Below are 18,093 nucleotides of genomic sequence, written 5' to 3'. Positions count from 1 at the left end.
CAATTTTAATCAGGTTTGCCTAAAAAAGAGCGCACTATCCCCGTAAACAGCAAAAATGTTTCCATTCATCAACTGAATATTAACTGTTTTCCAGGACATTCGTTCGCTCCTTTCAAAGAAATCATGAGGATTAAAACCTCTTAAGTCAAATAAATCAATTACTTAATCCATTCTACTTGAACACAAATATATTTGCAATCCGGTATCTGTACTCATAATTACTCATTACATATCATAATCTTGCAATAATCCTCAGTCTTATCGCGCATGATGAGCAATCCTTTTTCCAGATCATTAAGCGGAAATCTATGCGTAATAAGCTTCGAAGGATTGATGCCACCCGCTTCCAATCTGCTAAGCACGTAGTGCCAGTCGTCAATCTGCGCTGTTCCCGCCCCCTTTGCATTCACACTACAGCCATCCTGCCCGAAACTTCCGACATCAAGTGCCTTTCGATATGATGAGTTCCATATCCCAATAAGACTCATCTGCTTTCTCAAGATCTCCCAATATGTATTTCTGGAAAAAGACATATCGCCCCTCGGGTTGCCGACCAGAATCTGCCTTGACTTCGGCGCTCCCGTTTCAAGTCCGTATCTGATACTCTCATTACTTCCGACGCACTCAAAATAGACCGATACGCCATTCGTCTTCTCTTTTAGCCACGCGACGGGTTCTTCAACTCTCATATCGCAGTAATGCTCCGGAAGAATTCCGATATCAATTGCTTTATCTCTGTGGCTGTCCTTATTTCCAATGACATAGATATCCGAAAATCCCATATCCATCAGAAGCATAACGACTATAAGGCCTATGGTTCCCATTCCGCAAACAGCGATCTTAACGCCGTTATCCGAAGGATCGATCCCCGCACAGCCTGTTCGAACAGCGTTGGCAGCAACGGCAAGCGGTTCGATCATAGCTCCCTCTTCAAAAGAGATGTTATCCACAAGCTCTATCAAGTTATCCACCGGAACACACACATATTCCCCAAAAGCACCGTCTCTTCTCGATCCCGTGTAGTCATAGTTAAGGCACAGATCCGTCTCACCCTTTGCGCACATCTCGCACTTCCTGCATGGAATCTTGGGCGAAACCGCAACCCGCATTCCCTCAAGGTCTGCAGAAACTTTGGCTCCCGTCTTTACGACAACTCCCGAGAACTCATGTCCCGGAACGAGCGGCATCCTGTGCGCTCCCGTCTCGTAAACACGCGGCACATCCGATCCGCATATTCCTACAGCCTTTACATTTACGAGAACTTCATTTTCCGCAGGTTCCGGTATATCCACATCTTCAAATCTTATATCACCTATTTCATGCAGTACCCATGCTTTCGCCATTACTGCTTATCCTCCTTAAGTTGTACAAATCTGTCCAGATCGGATGCAGTTGTAACTTTAAAATTCTTCTCATTTCCCGGAATCATCGCAATGTCCATTCCCGCAATTATCGCAGGTTCTGTCGCACCGTTCACGGAAAAGATCTTATCGGGCAAAAGAATCACATTTGCCTCGTAATATTTTTTATAATTAAAAAGTTCCGGAGCCTGCCCCGCAACCACCTTCTGCCTTTCAAGAAGTTTCGAGACCGTCTTGCCGTTCTCGCTGTAATATACTGTATCTTTCATGGGGATAACAGGCATAACCCCGTCATGTCCCGTAAGCGCCGCATAGCAGTCCTTCAAAAGCTGAAAATCAAGAAACGGTCTTGCAGCATCGTGAACAAGCACTGTATCTTTGTCCGAGACATCCTCAATGTTTTCCTTCTTGGAAATCCCGCGAAGTATCTCTTTCATACCGCTCAATATCGACGCCTGCCTGTTTACTCCGGGCATCGCAAAGCCCTTGATTTTCTTTACATTAAGCCCCATTGATCTTGCATCTTCAAGAATCTCTTTTGTCCGATCGTCACTTGCAACCACATATACGTCATCAATATGCTTGCTCTCAAGAAGCGGTTTTATGGCATAAGTCGCCATCATATATCCGCCCGCACGCACATACTGCTTAGGTATATCCGATTCTGTTCTCTTTCCGGTTCCCCCGGCTAAAAAAATAGCATGATTCATAATCAACCGCTTTCCTTTTTTATTTTGCGAAACGCCGATCCGGTCGGTATTTCCTTATATAATCAAAGTGGCCACAGCAAATAAGCCACGACCACTTCAAAATCTTTTTTTCAAAAAAGTTTTCTTCCGCCCCAAATGCAAATACATGCACCTACAACAGATATTATAAGCCTTCCGATAAGACCGCTTGCATTAAGATCGAGAAGTCCGAATACAAAACCTCCGACAAATCCACCAACAACTCCAAGAATGATGTTCTTAAGAGTTCCAGATGATTCATTCATAATCTTACTTGCGATAAATCCGGCTATTGCTCCGAGTATAAGGCTACCAATCAATCCCATTTTGTTCTTTCCTCCGTTATACTAACGCAAAATGTTAACTACTGTTTTATCATACTCCATTTTCGAAAAAAACGGTACTTTCTATTTTACATGGATTTATGAACATAATTGTATCAGTCGCACCTATCCGATAAAGCCGTCATCAGAACTTGATTGTCTCGGGAGCGGCTGTAAAAGAGCTGATAGTTGCTGTTGCATTCTTGAAATACAACATCTGCATATTATCATCATCTGCGCTGTACATTCCGCTAAGCTGAGGCATTTTCTCAAGCATTGCAACCTTAACGTCACGAGAATCGTCGTTAACAAGCTCGCCTGCCACACGAATCCACTCTCCGTTCTTGAATGCACAGATCTCAGCCTTAGGATTGGCTGCAAGCTGCTTAGAAACATCTTTTGACTTTCCTGTCTGAATATAGATCTTGCCATCTGACAAAAGAACTGTACCAAAAGGTCTTACCCTCGGCTGATCTCCGTCTACTGTAGCAAGATAATAAGTCTCTGCATCATTTAAAAAATCATATACTTTCTGAATGTCTGACATCTATTTTTCCTCCGATTGTGCTTTATTATATTTTATAAAATCCATATTATTATAAAAAAATCTATATGTAAATATGCAGTTTTCTCAAAGAAAAACACCTTCCTCTGCGCTTTCGTATTCACAGCAGGAAGGAGTTTTCCGGTTTCATATCAGCTTTTTACTTTCTATTTTAATTCAATTATCTTTATTAAACTTCTAAATTATTTTATAAACTCGTATGTGATCGTTCTGGGAGCTGTGCCCTGTCCGATAATACCGAATGAAACGAAGTTACCGTTCTCGATGTATGAGTTCCAGAAGAAAGGAGTAATTACGTAATAATCGCCTTCTTCCTTAACTTCCATGCACCAGTTCTGGTTGATCTTAATTCCATCTTTCTTGATTCTGAGCTTCCAACCGTTCACTGTCTCACCTGAGTTATTGCTTACTCTGAAATCTACAAGATATCCTGAACCCCAGTCATTTACTGTATGTGAAAGTGTAAGGTTTGACTTAGCGGGTGTAGGTGTGGGTGTAGGAGTAGGCGTAGGTGTTGGTGTAGGTGCCGGATCGGGTGTAGGTGCTGGAGTAGGTGCAGGTGTAGGATCCGGATTAGGTGTAGGTGTTGGTGTTGGTGTGGGAGTAGGTGTTGGTGCAGGTGTAGGTGTGCTTCCACCGTTATTATCTGCTGCCGTTGCCTTCCAGCTTGCAATACTTACATCACCTACTTTTCCTACAAATGCAAGTGTATGTTTACCTGTAAACTTATCAAGCTTCAATGTATAAGTTTCATATTTACCGTTTGTATTGGCAATCTTGATATTTCCGAGTGCCTTTCCGTCAACTCCGCCGTCTCTGATTTCAACTACTGCAGGCTTATCTGCCTTAGCACTGATTGTGATAGCTGTTGCGCCCATCTTGAAATCCACATCAGTTACTGTGAAGTAATCATCTGCTCCGAGGCTTGAAACAACTTTCTTTCCGTCATAATCTACATACTCAATGCCCTTTATCTCACCATAGTTAACGCCTGTTGAAATCTCGTTGTAAGGGAAAAGAGTAGATCCTGAACCCTTCTTTGTATCCTCTGTCTTCTCAGGTGTTGGAGCCGGTGTGGGTGTTGGTGTAGGTGCAGGTGTAGGTGTTGTTCCTGACTTATCAGGAGCACTGAGTGCCTTCCAACTTGCCACGCTTACATCGCCAACTTTTCCTACAAATGCAAGTGTATGCTTACCTGTGATATCTACCTTCACATTAAAGCTCTCATACTTACCGTTTGTGTTGCTGAGCTTAACGGATCCAAGAACTTTTCCGTCAACTCCGCCGTCTCTAAGCTCAATCAATGCAGCCTTATCAGCCTTTGCCTTGAAAGTGATGGCTGCTGCGCCCTTCTTGAAATCTACATCCTTAACTGTGAAGTAATCGCCGGCTCCAAGGCTTGAAACAACCTTGTTTCCATCGTAATCTACATATTCAATTCCCTTTGTCTCACCATAGTTTACACCTGTGGAGATCTCATTGTAAGGGAAAAGAGTTGCTCCCGATCCTGTATTTCCGGTTGTATCCTCTGTCTTACCGGGAGTTGGTGTCGGTGCAGGAGTAGGAGTAGGTGTAGGTGTTGTTCCTGACTTATCGGGTGCACTGAGTGCCTTCCAACTTGCAACACTTACATCACCAACTTTTCCTACAAATGCAAGTGTATGCTTACCTGTGATATCTACCTTTATATTGAAGCTCTCATACTTGCCGTTTGTATTGTTGATCTTAAGAGATCCAAGAACCTTTCCGTCAACTCCGCCGTCTCTAAGTTCGAGCATGGCAGCCTTATCAGCCTTTACTTTAACATTGATAACTGCTGCGCCCTTCTTGAAATCTACATCCTTAACTGTGAAGTAATCGCCGGCACCGAGGCTTGAAACAACCTTGTTTCCGTCGTAATCTACATATTCAATTCCCTTTGTCTCACCATAATTGGTTCCTGTTGAGATATCATTGTAAGGGAAAAGAGTTGCTCCTGAACCTGTATTTGTCTTATCTTCATCTTTATTACCATTGTTTCCGTTATCAGGAGTTCCTATTCCATCCTTGTCATCTATAGTCTTGGCATTAGGCGCATGCATTGCCTTCCAGTTCTCAATGCTTACCTTTCCGACTTTTCCGACAAATACAACTGCATGAGTTCCACTAATTTCCTTAGCATCTTCTTCTGCCTTTGCTGTAAATGTCTTGTATTCGCCGTCTGTGCCTGTAACTCTGATCTTTGCGAGCAATGTGCCCTCAACGCCATCGGCTCTTACCTCTACTACTGAAGGCTCATCTGCCTTAATTGAAGCTGTAAATGCAGCAATGCCCTTATCGAATTTAAGATTGTGAACTACATAGTAGTCATCCTGCTCAAGGCTTGTAAGAACCTTTTTATCCTTATAATCTTCCTGTTCTACTCCCTTAGATTCCTTAGCAATCTCTTCGGTTGTAATTCCATCGTAAGGTGATACAATATCTCCCTCACCTGTCTTACCTGTTTCAGGATCTGCAGGGAATTCCGTTGCTTCTTTCTCAGCATCATCAGATGCCTCTACCGCTGACCATTTATCAATTGCGACAGATCCCATCTTTCCAACAAAAGCAATGGTCTTCTTACCATCAATCTTCACAGATGAATCAATCACGAACTCTTTATATTCGCCCTTTGTTGCACCAATCTTAATATTTGCTATGACGTCACCGTCAGCACCACCGTCTCTGATCTCAATAAGTGAAGCTGAATCAGCCTTTGCATTTACCTTGAACTTTGATACTCCCTTAGAAAAGTTAACATCCTTTACTATAAAATAATCACCGGAATCAATACTTGATACCGCCTTGACATCCCCATCAGTAACAACCTTTGTTCCCGACTGTCCGAAATTAACTTCTGCTTCTACCCCGTTATAAGGATTAAGCGCAGGTGCCGCATTTACATCTACGCTGTTGTTAAGTACCAGTAAGCCCCCCAAGGCAATACTTGATAAAACCGTCATTTGTCTTTTCATACATGTACCTCCACATTTTGTAAACTTATTCCTTACAAATATTTTTATATATTAAATATTCTTTAATATTTGTTAGGATAAGACAAATTATAGCAGTAAACGTTTAAGACGACTTGTCAAATATTGCTTTTGCCTGCCCAATTATTGCTTTTTGATTAAAATTTGTTACTTTTCTTTTAACGTCAGATTGTATCAAATAAACTTGTAATTAATATCGCATTTAATACGAGAATGTCTGCAAAAATTGCTTCAATCTATCCGACTTCGGATTTTCAAAAAACTCTTCGGGACTTCCTTCTTCAACGATCCTTCCGCTGTCAATAAATATCATTCGATCCGCAACTGCCCTTGCAAACTGCATCTCGTGGGTTACTATTATCATCGTTCTTCCCTCTTTGGCTAGAGAGAGCACTACATCCAATACTTCACGAACCATCTCCGGATCGAGCGCGGCCGTTATCTCATCGAGAAGAAGTATCTCTGGATGCATGATAAGAGCCCTAACGATCGCAACTCTCTGCTTCTGTCCGCCCGACAACTGCCTGGGGAAACTGTCTTTTTTGGTCAAAAGGCCTACTCTCTCAAGTAAAGTCAGCGCCTCAGCTTCAACTTCCTTCTTATCTCTCTTCTTAACCTTTACAGGTGCGAGCATGAGATTCTGAAGTACCGTAAGATGCGGGAAAAGATCGTAGCTCTGAAATACCATCCCCGCTTTTTCCCTGATATTTCCGATATTCTTGCTCGCAGCATCAACCTTCTCACCGTCCAGCAAGATCTCTCCGTCCTGTATATTTTCAAGAGCGTTAAGGCATCTCAGAAACGTACTTTTTCCGCAGCCCGAAGGACCGACGATAACCACAACTTCGCCTCTTTTTACCGTAAGATTCATATTTTCGAAAACTGTTATGTCTTCATATCTTTTGCATACATTATTTACTTTGAGTATCTCTTCCATATCAGTTCTCCCATTTCTTCTCTAAATATCTTGAAAGCATACTGATCGGCCAGCATGCCATAAAGTACAGCAAAAATATTACAAGGAATATTCCAAACGCCGCCGTAGGCGATGCTTTCCTGTTTGCCTCAATTATCTGCTGTCCAACTTTGAGCACCTCTACGATTCCTATCATCATGACAAGGCTCGTAGTCTTTATCATTCTCGTGATCAGGTTTATCGACAGCGGTATCATGCGCCTTATGATTTGCGGCACGATAACATATCTGTACGTCTGAAATCTGTTAAGTCCAAGCGATATGCTGCTTTCGTACTGGATCACAGGTATGCTCAGAAGTGCGCCTCGAACAAGGTCCGCCATCTCAGCCGTTCCCCAGAACGAGAAAACGATGACGGCAGCCGTCTCTGCCTCCAGATTGATTCCCAATGCTTTCGTGGTCCCGAAGTACACGATGAAAAGAAGCACCATCTGCGGCATTATCCTTACAATCTCAAGATACACTCTCGAAACCGCATTGATCACCGGATTCTTGAATGTCATCAATATTCCCAGAACGGCGCCAAGCGCGATACTTATCGCAACGGATATAAAACTTATCTTCAGCGAAACTGCAAGTCCCGTCAGGAGCCTTATCATATTATTTCCTTTTAATAAAACTTCAAATCCCATATGCTCACACTCCTAACGTCCTAAATCTTGCCTTTTTCTCAATAAAACTTCCTATCACCGAAACGGGAAGCAGCATTATTATATAGAAAATAACCAGCAGGAACAGCGCTTCCTTCGTATCGTAGTAAAGTCCTATCAGGTCTTTTGCCGTAAACATAAGATCCATAAGGCTTATCGCAGAAAAGACACTTGTCTCTTTGAGAAGGAAAATGACATTTGCCAGTATTCCCGGAACGCTCTGCGAGATTGCCTGCGGCAGTATTACCGATAAAAAGAGCTGTTTCCTTGATAATCCAAGTGCGAGCGCGCTCTCTGTCTGTGAATTCGGCACGCTCTCAAGTCCGCTCCTAAATACTTCAGCCATGTAACTTCCGCCAAGAAGCCCAAGCCCGACAAATCCGCACGTCTCCGCAGATATCGACAGTCCAACTTTCGGAAGTCCGAAGTATATGAAAAAGAGCTGCACAAGAAGCGGTGTATTTCTGAAAAGCTCGATATACACAAGCGCTATCCCAGACAGAAACGGAATCTTAAAGTGCATGATAAATGCGACAACAAGTCCTATGGCCAGCGCAAACAATATACCAAGCCATCCGATCCTTATCGTTAAGAAAAATGCTTCTATATATAGTGGAATATAGGAAATAATAACGTCTAAGTTCATGTTGTGTTTCCTTTTAAAAACAAGTATTGGGAGAGCCCGCAAGCTCTCCCTCCTTTATGTTACCGGTTATGATATCTTGAATCATGTTCTTACAAAATCCGCAACCGGTGCGGATTTCTACAATTTAATTCATGTACTTTACTGTGCAGATGAAGCCTCTGTTGAAGCTTCTGCATCTGAAGCTGCTGCGCCTGCATCCTCTGAAGAAGCTGATGAAGCGTCAGATGAAGCTTCTGCGGCATCGGCGACCTTTCCGCCCTCAACTACGAGTGTTTCCTCATAATCTTTGCCGTATGTATCGATAAGAGTTGCCTCATAATCTGCATGGAAGAAGTTCTCTTTTCCAAGTGTCTCAATCTCACCGTTGATCCAGTCAAGAAGTGTTGTGTTGCCCTTAGATACTGCAGGTGCGATAGTATCCTGGCTTCCGAGTGAAGGAATACCTACTTCATATCCCTCATTCTCGATTGCATATGCAATAACCTCTGTGTTGTCATTTGCCCAAGCTACGCCTGTTCCGTTTTCAAAAGAAGTCTTTGCTGTTGCATATGTATCAAACTTCTGAAGCTTGATGTCGGGATAGTTCTTTTCAAGATATGTCTCTGCTGTTGTTCCTGAGATAACGATAACCTGATCGTCAGGCTTGATCTCACTGAGGTCCTTAATTACATTTGCTTTGGGAGATACAACTCCGAGAGCTACATTCATATAAGGAAGTGCGAAGTCAACTTTTTCTGCTCTTTCTTCTGTAACCGTGAAATTTGCAAGTACGATATCAACCTTACCTGTCTCAAGATATTCAACTCTGCTTGCTGCCTCTGTTGATACGAAGTTGATCTTTACACCGAGGTCCTCACCAAGCTTATTTGCGAAGTAAACATCATATCCCTGATATTCACCGTTCTCATCAACATATCCGAAGGGGTTCTTATCTGAGAAAACTCCGATGTTGATCTCGCCACTCTCCTTGATCTCATCAAGTGTTCTGTATACTTTGTCTGTGCTCTGTTCCTGTGCTGCAGGAGCTTCGCTGCTTGTCTGCTCTGCAGAACCATCTTTAGCAGAAGCGGAACCGCATCCTGTAAGTGTTGCTGCTCCAAGTGCAAGTGTAAGTGTTGTAGCTAATAATTTTTTCAAATTGTTCTTTTTCATAATGTGTTTCTCCTCGTTTCGTTTCCGTAATCGATGAACAAATATTACTTCTATTTGCCTATCAGGTCAATAGGTTTTACGATAGGATATCTTTATATCTTCTGATAGGCTGCGGTTATATCCGAAAAAGTGCGCTCTGCTACCCGCTTCGCTTCCGCATGCAAACGCTCCTTCGTCAATTAATGCTGGAATATAGAAGGGATGTCTGCTATAGTTACATCGAAACCCTAAAACAATGAGACCTTGAACAGTCAAGGCTTATATGGAAAAGAGGTAAAAAAATGAAAAAGACAGTAACTACGTTACAGCAACAAAAGCTTGAAGGTAGGAAAATCAGCATGCTCACATGCTACGACTACACAACCGCATGCCTTATGGAAGCGGCAGGCGTAGACACAGTGCTGATAGGTGATTCCCTCGGAATGACCATGCTTGGTTATGATGACACTCTTCCAGTTACAATGGAGGATATGATCCATCATACAAGAGCCGTATCAAGAGGTTTAAAGAACACCTTTCTTATCGCTGATATGCCATTTTTGTCATATCAGACATCTATCTATGATGCCGTCATGAATGCCGGCAGATTAATGAAGGAAGGCCACGCTCAGGCAGTTAAGCTTGAAGGCGGAGCTAAAGTCTGTGAGCAGATTGAAGCAATCACCAAAGCAGACATCCCCGTGGTCGCACATCTTGGACTGACTCCTCAGTCGGTCAATGCCTTTGGCGGTTTCAAAGTACAAGGCAAAAACGAAGCGCAGGCAAAGCAGATTCTCGAAGATGCACTCGCAGTAGAGAAAGCCGGCGCATTCATGGTAGTTCTCGAATGTATTCCCGAAAAACTTGCAACACTTATAACAAAACGTCTGACCATTCCTACGATTGGAATAGGCGCAGGTGCCGGATGCGACGGACAGGTACTTGTTTATCAGGATATGCTTGGCATGTTCGAAGGTATCAAGCCAAAATTTGTAAAGCAGTTCGCACAGATTGGAAAAGAAATGAAGGATGCTTTCAGCGCTTACGACAAAGCTGTAAAAGGCGGCTCATACCCTGCAAAGGAGCACTCTTTTGGAATCGACGACGAAGTTATTGAAGCCATCGATCTTGATTCTGCGCCTCAGGCACAGGCCATATAAGGAATAACATCATAGAGAGGACAAACAAATGATAATAGCCAATACAATAGATACAGTAAAAGAAAAAGTAAGAGAATGGAAGAAATCAGGATACTCCATAGGACTCGTTCCCACAATGGGATATCTCCATGAAGGTCACGCAAGTTTGATAAAAAGAGCCGTCGAAGAAAATGACAAAGTTATCGTAAGTGACTTCGTAAACCCGATACAATTCGGTGCAAATGAAGACCTTGCGACTTATCCCAGGGACTTTGTCACAGACTGCAGAATGTGTGATGAGCTCGGAACAGACCTTATCTTCCATCCCAATCCGGAAGAAATGTACAGCGACGACTTCTTTTCATATGTAGGAGTAGATACACTTTCCAAGGGACTTTGCGGAAAGAGCAGACCAACTCACTTTAACGGAGTCTGCACGGTTGTAACCAAGCTGTTTAATATCGCCGAAGCAGACAGAGCATACTTTGGAGAAAAAGATTATCAGCAGCTTGCAATTGTTCGCAAGATGGTTTCCGACCTCAACTACAACATAGAGATCATCGGCTGCCCCATCATAAGGGAAAAAGACGGACTTGCCAAGAGCTCAAGGAACACCTATCTGAATCAGGCAGAAAGAAGCGCCGCTCTGATCCTTCACAAAGCACTTACAAAGGGCGAAGAAATGGTCAGAAGCGGTGAAAAAAGTGCAAAGAAAGTTGTCGCTACGATTAAAGAGATAATCGAATCCGAGCCTCTTGCCAAGATTGATTATGTAGAACTTGTAGATTCTGAAAAACTTCAGCCCGTTGAAACGATCGAAGGTCCTATCCTTACAGCACTTGCTGTTTATATAGGAAAGACAAGACTCATCGACAATTTCTTCGTTGACTCTTTGGCCTGATGAGGAAGGATGTGCATATGAATATAACCATGTTAAAAGGAAAAATTCATCGTGCGACCGTAACTCATGCCGAGCTTGATTATATAGGAAGTATCACCATCGACAGCTCTCTTATGGAAGCTGCGGGAATCCTTGAATACGAGCAGGTTCAGATTGTCGATGTACAGAACGGAAACCGCTTCGAGACATACACCATTGCAGGAGAAGCGGGAAGCGGAATGATCTGCCTTAACGGCGCGGCCGCAAGACAAGTTTGCGTCGGCGACAATGTGATAATCATGTCCTACTGCACGGTTGATTCACAGGAAGCCAAGACTCACAAACCTACCGTAGTATTTGTGGATGAATCCAACAAACCGGCGCGCATCACAAGATATGAGAAGCACGGAAAACTTTCAGATATGACATAAAATACGTAAATAAAAAAGCGAACCCTCGAACTTATTCTGAGCTCGGGAGTTCGCCTTTTTATTGTAGTTGTCTTTTACCTGTCTATTTTCTGCTGATTGCTTTTTTAGACACTTTAGGTACTTGATGTAGTAAATGGCATATACTGATATAACTTCATGGCCATTGTAGATATAGGCATTGACTGTAATACCACCTTACCGGGGCCGGTAACAACTGTATTAAAGAATCCTTCTCCTCCAAAGAGAATATTTTTAACTCCCTGTACAGTCCTGATATCTATAGAACAAGACTCTGACATTGCTGCAAGGTTACCTGTATCAATCACCTTTGTCTGGCCGGGTGCAAGCTCGTATTCATGAGCAGATCCGTCAATCTCAAGGAATACTATTCCGGATCCGGTAAATCTTCTCATAAGAAAACCTTCACCACCAAACAAGCCTTTTCCAAGTCTTTTCTGGAAAAAAACTTCTGAATTCACATTACCTGCGGTTGCAAGATAGGAGCCCTTTTGCACGATCAGACCATTTCCTTCGGAAATCTCCACCGCGCGGATAGATCCGGGAAATTTAGAAGCAAAGGCGATCTCGCCGGCACGTTCAGCAACATATGTATTTAGAAACATACCTTCACCTGTAAAAGCTCTTCCAAGCATCTTACCGATTCCACCTGCATTGGTCTGCATCTGAATACCTTCATCCATCCAGGACATTGCGCCTGCTTCGCATTGAATGTTTTCGCCCTGCCCCAGTTGCACCTTAAGAACCGGTAAACTGTCACCGCTAATTGAATAGTTCATACAATTTCCTCCTTATGCATTATAATTTCTCGCTATTCTAAATTTTACTTTATAGCAGGACAATATACAATGAATCTTTAAAAGCAAACAGGACTGCCGCTATAGCGACAGCCCTGTGATCATCTAAAATTCTTATTCAGCATCGGCATACTTTGCTGCAAACTCTGAAATTGTTCCGTCAGCGAGCATCTTATCGATTGCTTCGTTGATAGTATTAAGAAGCTCTGTGTTACCCTTCTTAACTGCGATAGCATATTCCTCAGACTCAAAAGCACTCGGATCTTCTACGATAACAAGACCTTCGTTGTCTCCGACATAATCTTTTGCAGTTGCTGAATCAATAACAACCACATCACATTTACCGTTTACAAGCTCAAGGATGCACTCTGTTCCTTTCTTGAATGCTTCGTACTGATATCCGAGATCTTTTACAACAGTCTCACCTGTATATCCCTGAACAACCGCAATTGATTTACCTTCCATATCAGCGGCAGTCTTGATATCAGAACCCTCTTTTACAACCATAACCTGTGTTGCTGTATAGTAAGGAGTTGAGAAATCAACTGTCTTGGCTCTCTCTTCCGTAGCAGTCATACCTGCAATTGCAGCGTCGATCTGACCGTTCTGAATGGCAACAAGAAGTGAATCGAATTCCATGTTGGCAATCTCAACTTCTTTTCCTGCATTCTCACCGATCTTGGCTGCGATAGCCATGTCGATTCCGTCATAACCATCAATAACACCGTTTGTTGATTTGAACTCAAAAGGCGGGAATTCCGCATTTGTTCCAAACACGATCTTGTCTGAAGACGAAGAACCGCATCCTGTAAGTGCAAGGATACCCATTACCAAAATAAGTGCAACTGACAATATTCTCTTTTTCATTTTTATCTCCCTTTTTGCCTTTGTATTTATAAGACCTTGCTCAAGAACAACTTTGCTCTGTCGCAGGTCGGGTGGCTGAATATCTGTTCCGGAGTTCCTTCCTCCATGATGACTCCCTCATCCATGAAAAGAACTCTGTTCGCAACTTCCCTTGCAAATCCCATCTCGTGAGTAACGATAACCATCGTCATTCCTGTCTCTGCAAGTCTCTTCATAACATCAAGAACTTCTCCTACCATCTCGGGATCAAGTGCTGATGTAGGTTCATCAAAAAGCATTACTTCCGGTTCCATCGCAAGCGCTCTTGCAATAGCAACACGCTGCTTCTGTCCGCCGGAAAGCTGAACGGGATAATTGCCGGCTTTTTCTGCAAGGCCGACTCTCTCAAGTAACTCAAGTGCCTTCTTCTGTGCATCGGGCTTAGTCATCTTGCCGAGCTTGACCGGTGCATAGGTGATATTGTCCATGATAGTCATATGCGGAAAAAGATTGAAATGCTGGAATACCATTCCCATCTTCTGACGGATCTTGTTGATATCCGTCGCAGGATCGTTTATCTTTTGCCCATCAAGGAAAACCTCACCGTCTGTGATCTCCTCAAGTCTGTTAAGGCAGCGCAAAAATGTGCTCTTACCTGAGCCCGAGGGACCTATGACAACTACCACTTCGCCCTGTTTAATGGAAGTGGTGATGCCGTTTAAAACTTCCAAGTTTTCAAATTTCTTTTTAAGATTCTTTACTTCAATCATATCACTCATGGCATTCTCCTCATCGTACATCAGACTTACGAAGAGTATTCTCAACTCTCTTAAGTGCAAGTGTCAGCAGCTTGATCAGAACATAATAGATTACGGCCGTTCCGATCAAAGGCATAAATGCCAGGAATGTAGAACTCTTTATGAAATCGCCCGCCTTCTGAATGTCCATAAGACCAACGTATCCGACGATGGCAGTTTCTTTTATAAGAACGATAAACTCATTGCAAAGTGCGGGAAAAATATTCTTGATAGCCTGTGGGACAACGATTCCCATCAGTGTCTGTCTTGCGTTGAGACCAAGCGATCTGCCCGCTTCGGTCTGTCCTTTATCAATCGACTGAATACCTGCGCGGACAATCTCAGAAACATAAGCACCCGAATTTATTCCGAATGCGATCGCCGCGATGATCCACTTAGGCCAACGGACGCTTGCAAATACAACGAAATAGATAATCATAAGCTGTGTAACGGAAGGTGTTCCTCTTATGACATCCGTATATATTGTGCCGATAGTCTTCAGTATTTTATTAGAAGACATGTTGCACATAGCGATCAAAAAACCTATCAAAATACCTATAACAACGGCAACGAGCGATACCTTAACAGTCACTCCGATACCGTCTATAAGCATCATGTATCTGTTTTCCTCAATGAAACAACGACTGAAATCCTCAGCCAGTTTAGCAAACCATTCTTTCATACAATCAACTTCTCCCAGTAAATTCCTAATGAAAAATACCATATAATCATCAATTTTACAACATGTTAAGCCAATATCGCAATTATCGGGAAGTTTGCAAAATCCTTTACCGACACCTTATTACGTGTTACCATTGTAAATTATGGAGGTAGACATAAATTGAAATACGACATCGTAGGGAAGACAATCGGCCTCAGGAAAATGAAAATCGATGATTGTGAAAAGATCGTTGAATGGAGAAATAACGAAAGAGTGAGAGAACGCTATGTTTACCGCGAAAAATTCTCTCTCGAAGCTCAGCAGAAATACTACAAAGAGCAAGTACAGACCAAAAACGTATTCCAATACATGATATGCGAACTTAACAACAATGACCGCGCTATCGGTTCCGTTGTTTTTAAAGATTACAAGCTTTCCGACAGACAGATTGAATACGGCCTGTTCATCGGTGAAGATGATACCATCGGAAAAGGATACGGAAAAGAAACCGCGCAGCTTAGTATGGAACTCGGCTTTGAAAAATTCGAAGTCGACAGGATAATCAGCAGTATCTTTTGTGACAATATTCCCTCACTTGTTATTCACATAAAAGCAGGAATGCTCCCATGCATGATTTTACATGACGTCGAATGTACCGACGGCGAACGGAAAGATATGATAATTCTCGAGGCAAAACGAAAAAACACTTAAGAAAAAAAGAGTGACCACCCTTTATTAATTAGGATGATCACTCTTTCTTTTTCAATTACTGTTTCCTTTAAAAACTACATTCTAATAAACTACTTAAATTGCATTCCGGAAAGTTCCGCATCCAGGTTCGCATAGAACTTGGATATATGCAGGCCGTCAATAAGCGCATGATTTACAAAAACAACTACAGGTATGGTTGTCTTTTCTTTTTCTGTAACTTTGCCATCTTCAAGTGCAAGATACTTCTCCGTCTTGTATTTGCCCCAGACAACATTCGGTATTGAGAATTTCGAATCGGGATAAGGCATAGTTCCCCCTGTAAAATCCTGCCACGGAACACAAGATGTAAACAGGTGGCTTCGAGCTTCTCCCTCTTCCTCCAAATGTTCCGCATTAAGGGCTTTCTCCTGCTTTATCTTTGCTTCTGCCAGATAGTCATTAAGAGGCTGATTCGTGTTGACCATGCAATATCTGTATGTCTCATCGGGAAGCGCCACAGTATATGAAGGATTGCAATAATCGTATTCTATGATCCCGTCTCCCTCAATCCTTTGCCTAAACTCCGGAACACTGTTGGCCGCGCGCGCAACCGCATACTGGAAACAAAGAAAAAGAGGATATTTCGCTTCTTTAAGCCTTTTTATCCAATCCGAGATATCAACCTGAACCGTCATCGTCACAAACGGATATTCCATGTTGCGAAAATGATCGAAATGTTCCTTCCTCGGATATGTTGTCATGTCAATATTCTTATACATTATCTTTATCCTTTTCCTCAATTTTTTTATCTCTTTTCTCCCTATTTCAGGCCCATTGTCTCTCCATAGATCATAACCGCATTTCTCACGCAGTCTTCGCAGGGGCACAATGGCTTGCCGTCTGTGACAGTCTTAAGATCTTTGCATTTTAATGCACCGCATCTTTTGCCAAACTCTTCCTGAATCTGCCTGGTAACTCCAAGAGTTCCTTTGCCTTCTGTCTTGAGGCCTGCTATCATTCCTGCACCAATCAAGGCTCCGCAGGTTGCTTCAAGATTGCCCATTCCCGCACAGAATCCGGCAGATACCTGTTTGAGCTGTTCCTCCGTAAGTCCTGTCTGATCTGCCAAAGCCGCAGTCACTGCCTGTGCACAGTTATACATTCCGGAATTCTTAAGCTCCACAGCCCTCTCAGCTCTTTCTTCTAATGTCATAAATTCTCCCTACCTTTCTTTGCCTTTATCTTGCAAATGCCCTGTGTCATTGTTCCCATTGGACAGAAAGAACACCAGGTTCTCTCTTTGTACATTGCCATCACTATCAGTCCTATCAGAGTGGATGTCAGCATAAGGCTGTAAAAGCCAAATCCGAACTGCGCCACCCAATCGGGGAAGACACTTCCATTATACGCCCATTTCCATGGTACTTTAAATGTCCAAAAGAGCTTTACTACTTTCTTAAACGACTCCGCTCCCGAGAACACAAGATAGGTCTGAAATATCATAGTTCCAAACATTGTCATAAAAAATGTGAGGAATCCATATCTGAACCACTTTGAGGAAATCCACTTAGGCGCCGGCTTTTTTCGCGAGCACTTAAGATTCCTTCCAAGTACCCAGAAAAGCTGACCTCTTCCGCACATGTGATTACAAAACCATTTATTTCCACCGACTATCGCAAAGATAAGAGGAAGTATGAAATCTATCATTCCAAGCCAGGCAAATAAGATATTAAAGAATCCGAGTGCAAAATAAATGATCGTCCATATCCAAAGATAGTCGTACCATTGCTTTTTCTTATTTAATACCATCTTGCACCTCCACTACTTTTACAGATCCTGCCGGACAAGCTTTTTCGCATATACCGCATCCCACGCATTTAGAAACATCAACAACCGCATAAATGCCTCTATAAATGTCAATCGCTTCCCTCGGACATTGCAGCGCACAGACTCCGCAGGCTACGCATCTGTCTGTGTCATTAGTCGCCTTTCTCATAAAAATTCTCCTTAATAAAAGATTTACTTGTTTTTTGAATCTGATGCTTTTATTATATGTAGTATATTTTTTATATCAAGTACGCAGTTTAAATTTATCTGGTAAGGAAAAGTATTCTTAACTTCCAATAGATTTTGAAACTCAATTGAAAATTTAGGCATAAAAGTCCGGAAAATTCAGCATATCTGTTGATTTTTCGGGCTTTTCTTGTTATAATAATTGAGTAGGTATACATACTTATTATCAGGGAGATATATGGTCAATGTACTATGATTTCAAGGTGAAGATTCCGGCAGAAAAGGGCAAGATTTACACCAGGACAATCAAGGGAGTTGTCTACATCAACTACGAGTATGAACGGGTGTACAAACCGGATAAGAAATATAACATCCCAAAGCGGACCACTATAGGCAAACAGTGCGAGGATGATCCGACAATGATGTATCCT

Annotated in this window: 21 protein-coding genes and 1 pseudogene; 5 read left to right on the top strand and 17 right to left on the bottom strand. The window is 42.5% G+C overall.

Going from position 1 to position 18,093, the window contains the following annotated elements; genetic code table 11:
* Positions 1-218: 218 nt before the first annotated feature.
* From BLP87_RS06065 to BLP87_RS06025, 9 genes are all read right to left on the bottom strand, one after another.
* Positions 219-1,343, bottom strand: coding sequence for a galactitol-1-phosphate 5-dehydrogenase (locus BLP87_RS06065; RefSeq protein WP_074461889.1), 1,125 nt, complete (start codon positions 1,341-1,343; stop codon positions 219-221).
* On the bottom strand, positions 1,343-2,071 hold the full coding sequence (locus BLP87_RS06060) for a 2-C-methyl-D-erythritol 4-phosphate cytidylyltransferase (RefSeq protein ID WP_074461888.1): 729 nt from the start codon (positions 2,069-2,071) through the stop codon (positions 1,343-1,345). Before BLP87_RS06060 ends, BLP87_RS06065 begins: the two co-directional genes overlap by 1 nt.
* Positions 2,072-2,181: 110 nt before the next feature.
* Positions 2,182-2,415, bottom strand: a complete 234-nt coding sequence (locus BLP87_RS06055; protein ID WP_074461887.1) for a GlsB/YeaQ/YmgE family stress response membrane protein — start codon at positions 2,413-2,415, stop codon at positions 2,182-2,184.
* 142 nt (positions 2,416-2,557) lie between these two features.
* The gene (locus BLP87_RS06050; protein ID WP_074462040.1) at positions 2,558-2,950 is read right to left on the bottom strand and encodes a pyridoxamine 5'-phosphate oxidase family protein; all 393 of its coding nucleotides are present in this window, start codon (positions 2,948-2,950) and stop codon (positions 2,558-2,560) included.
* Positions 2,951-3,159: 209 nt separating this feature from the next.
* Positions 3,160-5,970 (bottom strand): carbohydrate-binding protein, encoded by a 2,811-nt coding sequence (locus BLP87_RS06045; protein WP_074461886.1) that lies wholly within the window; start codon positions 5,968-5,970, stop codon positions 3,160-3,162.
* A gap of 220 nt (positions 5,971-6,190) precedes the next feature.
* Positions 6,191-6,925: an amino acid ABC transporter ATP-binding protein gene (locus BLP87_RS06040; protein ID WP_074461885.1), complete on the bottom strand. Its 735-nt coding sequence runs from the start codon at positions 6,923-6,925 to the stop codon at positions 6,191-6,193.
* A 1-nt stretch (position 6,926) separates the two neighbouring features.
* Complete coding sequence (locus BLP87_RS06035) at positions 6,927-7,595, bottom strand: amino acid ABC transporter permease (protein WP_074461884.1); 669 nt, start codon at positions 7,593-7,595, stop codon at positions 6,927-6,929.
* Between the two features lie 4 nt (positions 7,596-7,599).
* Positions 7,600-8,259: an amino acid ABC transporter permease gene (locus BLP87_RS06030; RefSeq protein WP_026667119.1), complete on the bottom strand. Its 660-nt coding sequence runs from the start codon at positions 8,257-8,259 to the stop codon at positions 7,600-7,602.
* Between the two features lie 138 nt (positions 8,260-8,397).
* The gene (locus tag BLP87_RS06025; protein WP_083334504.1) at positions 8,398-9,411 is read right to left on the bottom strand and encodes a transporter substrate-binding domain-containing protein; all 1,014 of its coding nucleotides are present in this window, start codon (positions 9,409-9,411) and stop codon (positions 8,398-8,400) included.
* Between the two features lie 281 nt (positions 9,412-9,692).
* Here BLP87_RS06025 and panB point away from each other — a divergent pair, with 281 nt between their 5' ends.
* From panB to panD, 3 genes are read left to right on the top strand one after another with little or no spacing between them, the layout of a single operon-like run.
* The gene (gene panB / locus BLP87_RS06020; RefSeq protein ID WP_074461883.1) at positions 9,693-10,550 is read left to right on the top strand and encodes a 3-methyl-2-oxobutanoate hydroxymethyltransferase; all 858 of its coding nucleotides are present in this window, start codon (positions 9,693-9,695) and stop codon (positions 10,548-10,550) included.
* Positions 10,551-10,578: 28 nt separating this feature from the next.
* On the top strand, positions 10,579-11,430 hold the full coding sequence (gene panC, locus BLP87_RS06015) for a pantoate--beta-alanine ligase (RefSeq protein ID WP_074461882.1): 852 nt from the start codon (positions 10,579-10,581) through the stop codon (positions 11,428-11,430).
* A gap of 17 nt (positions 11,431-11,447) precedes the next feature.
* A complete protein-coding gene (gene panD, locus BLP87_RS06010) occupies positions 11,448-11,840 on the top strand; it encodes an aspartate 1-decarboxylase (protein ID WP_074461881.1) in 393 nt (130 codons plus the stop codon).
* A 113-nt stretch (positions 11,841-11,953) separates the two neighbouring features.
* On the opposite strand, the gene BLP87_RS06005 is transcribed toward panD, so the two are convergent.
* The 4 genes from BLP87_RS06005 to BLP87_RS05990 form a co-directional block, all read right to left on the bottom strand.
* Positions 11,954-12,637 (bottom strand): TIGR00266 family protein, encoded by a 684-nt coding sequence (locus tag BLP87_RS06005; protein WP_074461880.1) that lies wholly within the window; start codon positions 12,635-12,637, stop codon positions 11,954-11,956.
* A 132-nt stretch (positions 12,638-12,769) separates the two neighbouring features.
* Positions 12,770-13,522, bottom strand: a complete 753-nt coding sequence (locus tag BLP87_RS06000; RefSeq protein ID WP_051594162.1) for a basic amino acid ABC transporter substrate-binding protein — start codon at positions 13,520-13,522, stop codon at positions 12,770-12,772.
* Between the two features lie 26 nt (positions 13,523-13,548).
* Positions 13,549-14,280, bottom strand: a complete 732-nt coding sequence (locus BLP87_RS05995; RefSeq protein ID WP_278308257.1) for an amino acid ABC transporter ATP-binding protein — start codon at positions 14,278-14,280, stop codon at positions 13,549-13,551.
* A gap of 10 nt (positions 14,281-14,290) precedes the next feature.
* The gene (locus BLP87_RS05990; RefSeq protein WP_034500597.1) at positions 14,291-14,980 is read right to left on the bottom strand and encodes an amino acid ABC transporter permease; all 690 of its coding nucleotides are present in this window, start codon (positions 14,978-14,980) and stop codon (positions 14,291-14,293) included.
* Positions 14,981-15,139: 159 nt separating this feature from the next.
* Here BLP87_RS05990 and BLP87_RS05985 point away from each other — a divergent pair, with 159 nt between their 5' ends.
* Entirely contained in the window at positions 15,140-15,670 is a 531-nt protein-coding gene (locus BLP87_RS05985; RefSeq protein WP_026656014.1) for a GNAT family N-acetyltransferase, read from the top strand.
* Between the two features lie 89 nt (positions 15,671-15,759).
* On the opposite strand, the gene BLP87_RS05980 is transcribed toward BLP87_RS05985, so the two are convergent.
* Genes BLP87_RS05980 through BLP87_RS05965 form a run of 4 tightly spaced genes read right to left on the bottom strand, consistent with a single transcriptional unit; the run spans position 15,760 to position 17,645 of the window.
* Positions 15,760-16,428, bottom strand: a complete 669-nt coding sequence (locus BLP87_RS05980; protein WP_143002097.1) for a CatA-like O-acetyltransferase — start codon at positions 16,426-16,428, stop codon at positions 15,760-15,762.
* Between the two features lie 41 nt (positions 16,429-16,469).
* The gene (locus BLP87_RS05975; RefSeq protein WP_074461879.1) at positions 16,470-16,862 is read right to left on the bottom strand and encodes a C-GCAxxG-C-C family protein; all 393 of its coding nucleotides are present in this window, start codon (positions 16,860-16,862) and stop codon (positions 16,470-16,472) included.
* Complete coding sequence (locus tag BLP87_RS05970; protein ID WP_074461878.1) at positions 16,859-17,458, bottom strand: 4Fe-4S binding protein; 600 nt, start codon at positions 17,456-17,458, stop codon at positions 16,859-16,861. Before BLP87_RS05970 ends, BLP87_RS05975 begins: the two co-directional genes overlap by 4 nt.
* Positions 17,445-17,645 carry a 4Fe-4S binding protein gene (locus BLP87_RS05965; RefSeq protein ID WP_074461877.1) on the bottom strand — a complete coding sequence of 67 codons (201 nt, stop codon included), beginning with the start codon at positions 17,643-17,645 and terminating at the stop codon, positions 17,445-17,447. Before BLP87_RS05965 ends, BLP87_RS05970 begins: the two co-directional genes overlap by 14 nt.
* Positions 17,646-17,907: 262 nt before the next feature.
* Here BLP87_RS05965 and BLP87_RS05960 point away from each other — a divergent pair.
* Positions 17,908-18,093 (top strand): annotated as a pseudogene (locus tag BLP87_RS05960) (transposase); the annotation flags it as partial.

Source organism: Butyrivibrio hungatei, from assembly GCF_900101605.1.
Lineage (GTDB): Bacteria > Bacillota > Clostridia > Lachnospirales > Lachnospiraceae > Butyrivibrio > Butyrivibrio hungatei_B.
The sequence above is the reverse complement of the archived record's forward strand: the minus strand, read 5'-3'. Positions and strand labels throughout refer to the sequence as shown.

What these genes read in the sequence shown, in the direction of transcription:
- BLP87_RS06035 (WP_074461884.1), bottom strand. Translation starts at nt 7,595, where the DNA reads ATGGGATTTGAAGTTTTATTAAAAGGAAATAATATGATAAGGCTCCTG.
- BLP87_RS05980 (WP_143002097.1), bottom strand. Translation starts at nt 16,428, where the DNA reads ATGTATAAGAATATTGACATGACAACATATCCGAGGAAGGAACATTTC.
- panD (WP_074461881.1), top strand. Translation starts at nt 11,448, where the DNA reads ATGAATATAACCATGTTAAAAGGAAAAATTCATCGTGCGACCGTAACT.
- BLP87_RS05965 (WP_074461877.1), bottom strand. Translation starts at nt 17,645, where the DNA reads ATGAGAAAGGCGACTAATGACACAGACAGATGCGTAGCCTGCGGAGTC.
- BLP87_RS06040 (WP_074461885.1), bottom strand. Translation starts at nt 6,925, where the DNA reads ATGGAAGAGATACTCAAAGTAAATAATGTATGCAAAAGATATGAAGAC.
- BLP87_RS05975 (WP_074461879.1), bottom strand. Translation starts at nt 16,862, where the DNA reads ATGACATTAGAAGAAAGAGCTGAGAGGGCTGTGGAGCTTAAGAATTCC.
- BLP87_RS06005 (WP_074461880.1), bottom strand. Translation starts at nt 12,637, where the DNA reads ATGAACTATTCAATTAGCGGTGACAGTTTACCGGTTCTTAAGGTGCAA.
- BLP87_RS06000 (WP_051594162.1), bottom strand. Translation starts at nt 13,522, where the DNA reads ATGAAAAAGAGAATATTGTCAGTTGCACTTATTTTGGTAATGGGTATC.
- BLP87_RS06065 (WP_074461889.1), bottom strand. Translation starts at nt 1,343, where the DNA reads ATGGCGAAAGCATGGGTACTGCATGAAATAGGTGATATAAGATTTGAA.
- BLP87_RS06060 (WP_074461888.1), bottom strand. Translation starts at nt 2,071, where the DNA reads ATGAATCATGCTATTTTTTTAGCCGGGGGAACCGGAAAGAGAACAGAA.
- BLP87_RS05970 (WP_074461878.1), bottom strand. Translation starts at nt 17,458, where the DNA reads ATGGTATTAAATAAGAAAAAGCAATGGTACGACTATCTTTGGATATGG.
- BLP87_RS05990 (WP_034500597.1), bottom strand. Translation starts at nt 14,980, where the DNA reads ATGAAAGAATGGTTTGCTAAACTGGCTGAGGATTTCAGTCGTTGTTTC.
- BLP87_RS06025 (WP_083334504.1), bottom strand. Translation starts at nt 9,411, where the DNA reads ATGAAAAAGAACAATTTGAAAAAATTATTAGCTACAACACTTACACTT.
- BLP87_RS06045 (WP_074461886.1), bottom strand. Translation starts at nt 5,970, where the DNA reads ATGAAAAGACAAATGACGGTTTTATCAAGTATTGCCTTGGGGGGCTTA.
- BLP87_RS06055 (WP_074461887.1), bottom strand. Translation starts at nt 2,415, where the DNA reads ATGGGATTGATTGGTAGCCTTATACTCGGAGCAATAGCCGGATTTATC.
- BLP87_RS05995 (WP_278308257.1), bottom strand. Translation starts at nt 14,280, where the DNA reads ATGAGTGATATGATTGAAGTAAAGAATCTTAAAAAGAAATTTGAAAAC.
- panC (WP_074461882.1), top strand. Translation starts at nt 10,579, where the DNA reads ATGATAATAGCCAATACAATAGATACAGTAAAAGAAAAAGTAAGAGAA.
- BLP87_RS06030 (WP_026667119.1), bottom strand. Translation starts at nt 8,259, where the DNA reads ATGAACTTAGACGTTATTATTTCCTATATTCCACTATATATAGAAGCA.
- panB (WP_074461883.1), top strand. Translation starts at nt 9,693, where the DNA reads ATGAAAAAGACAGTAACTACGTTACAGCAACAAAAGCTTGAAGGTAGG.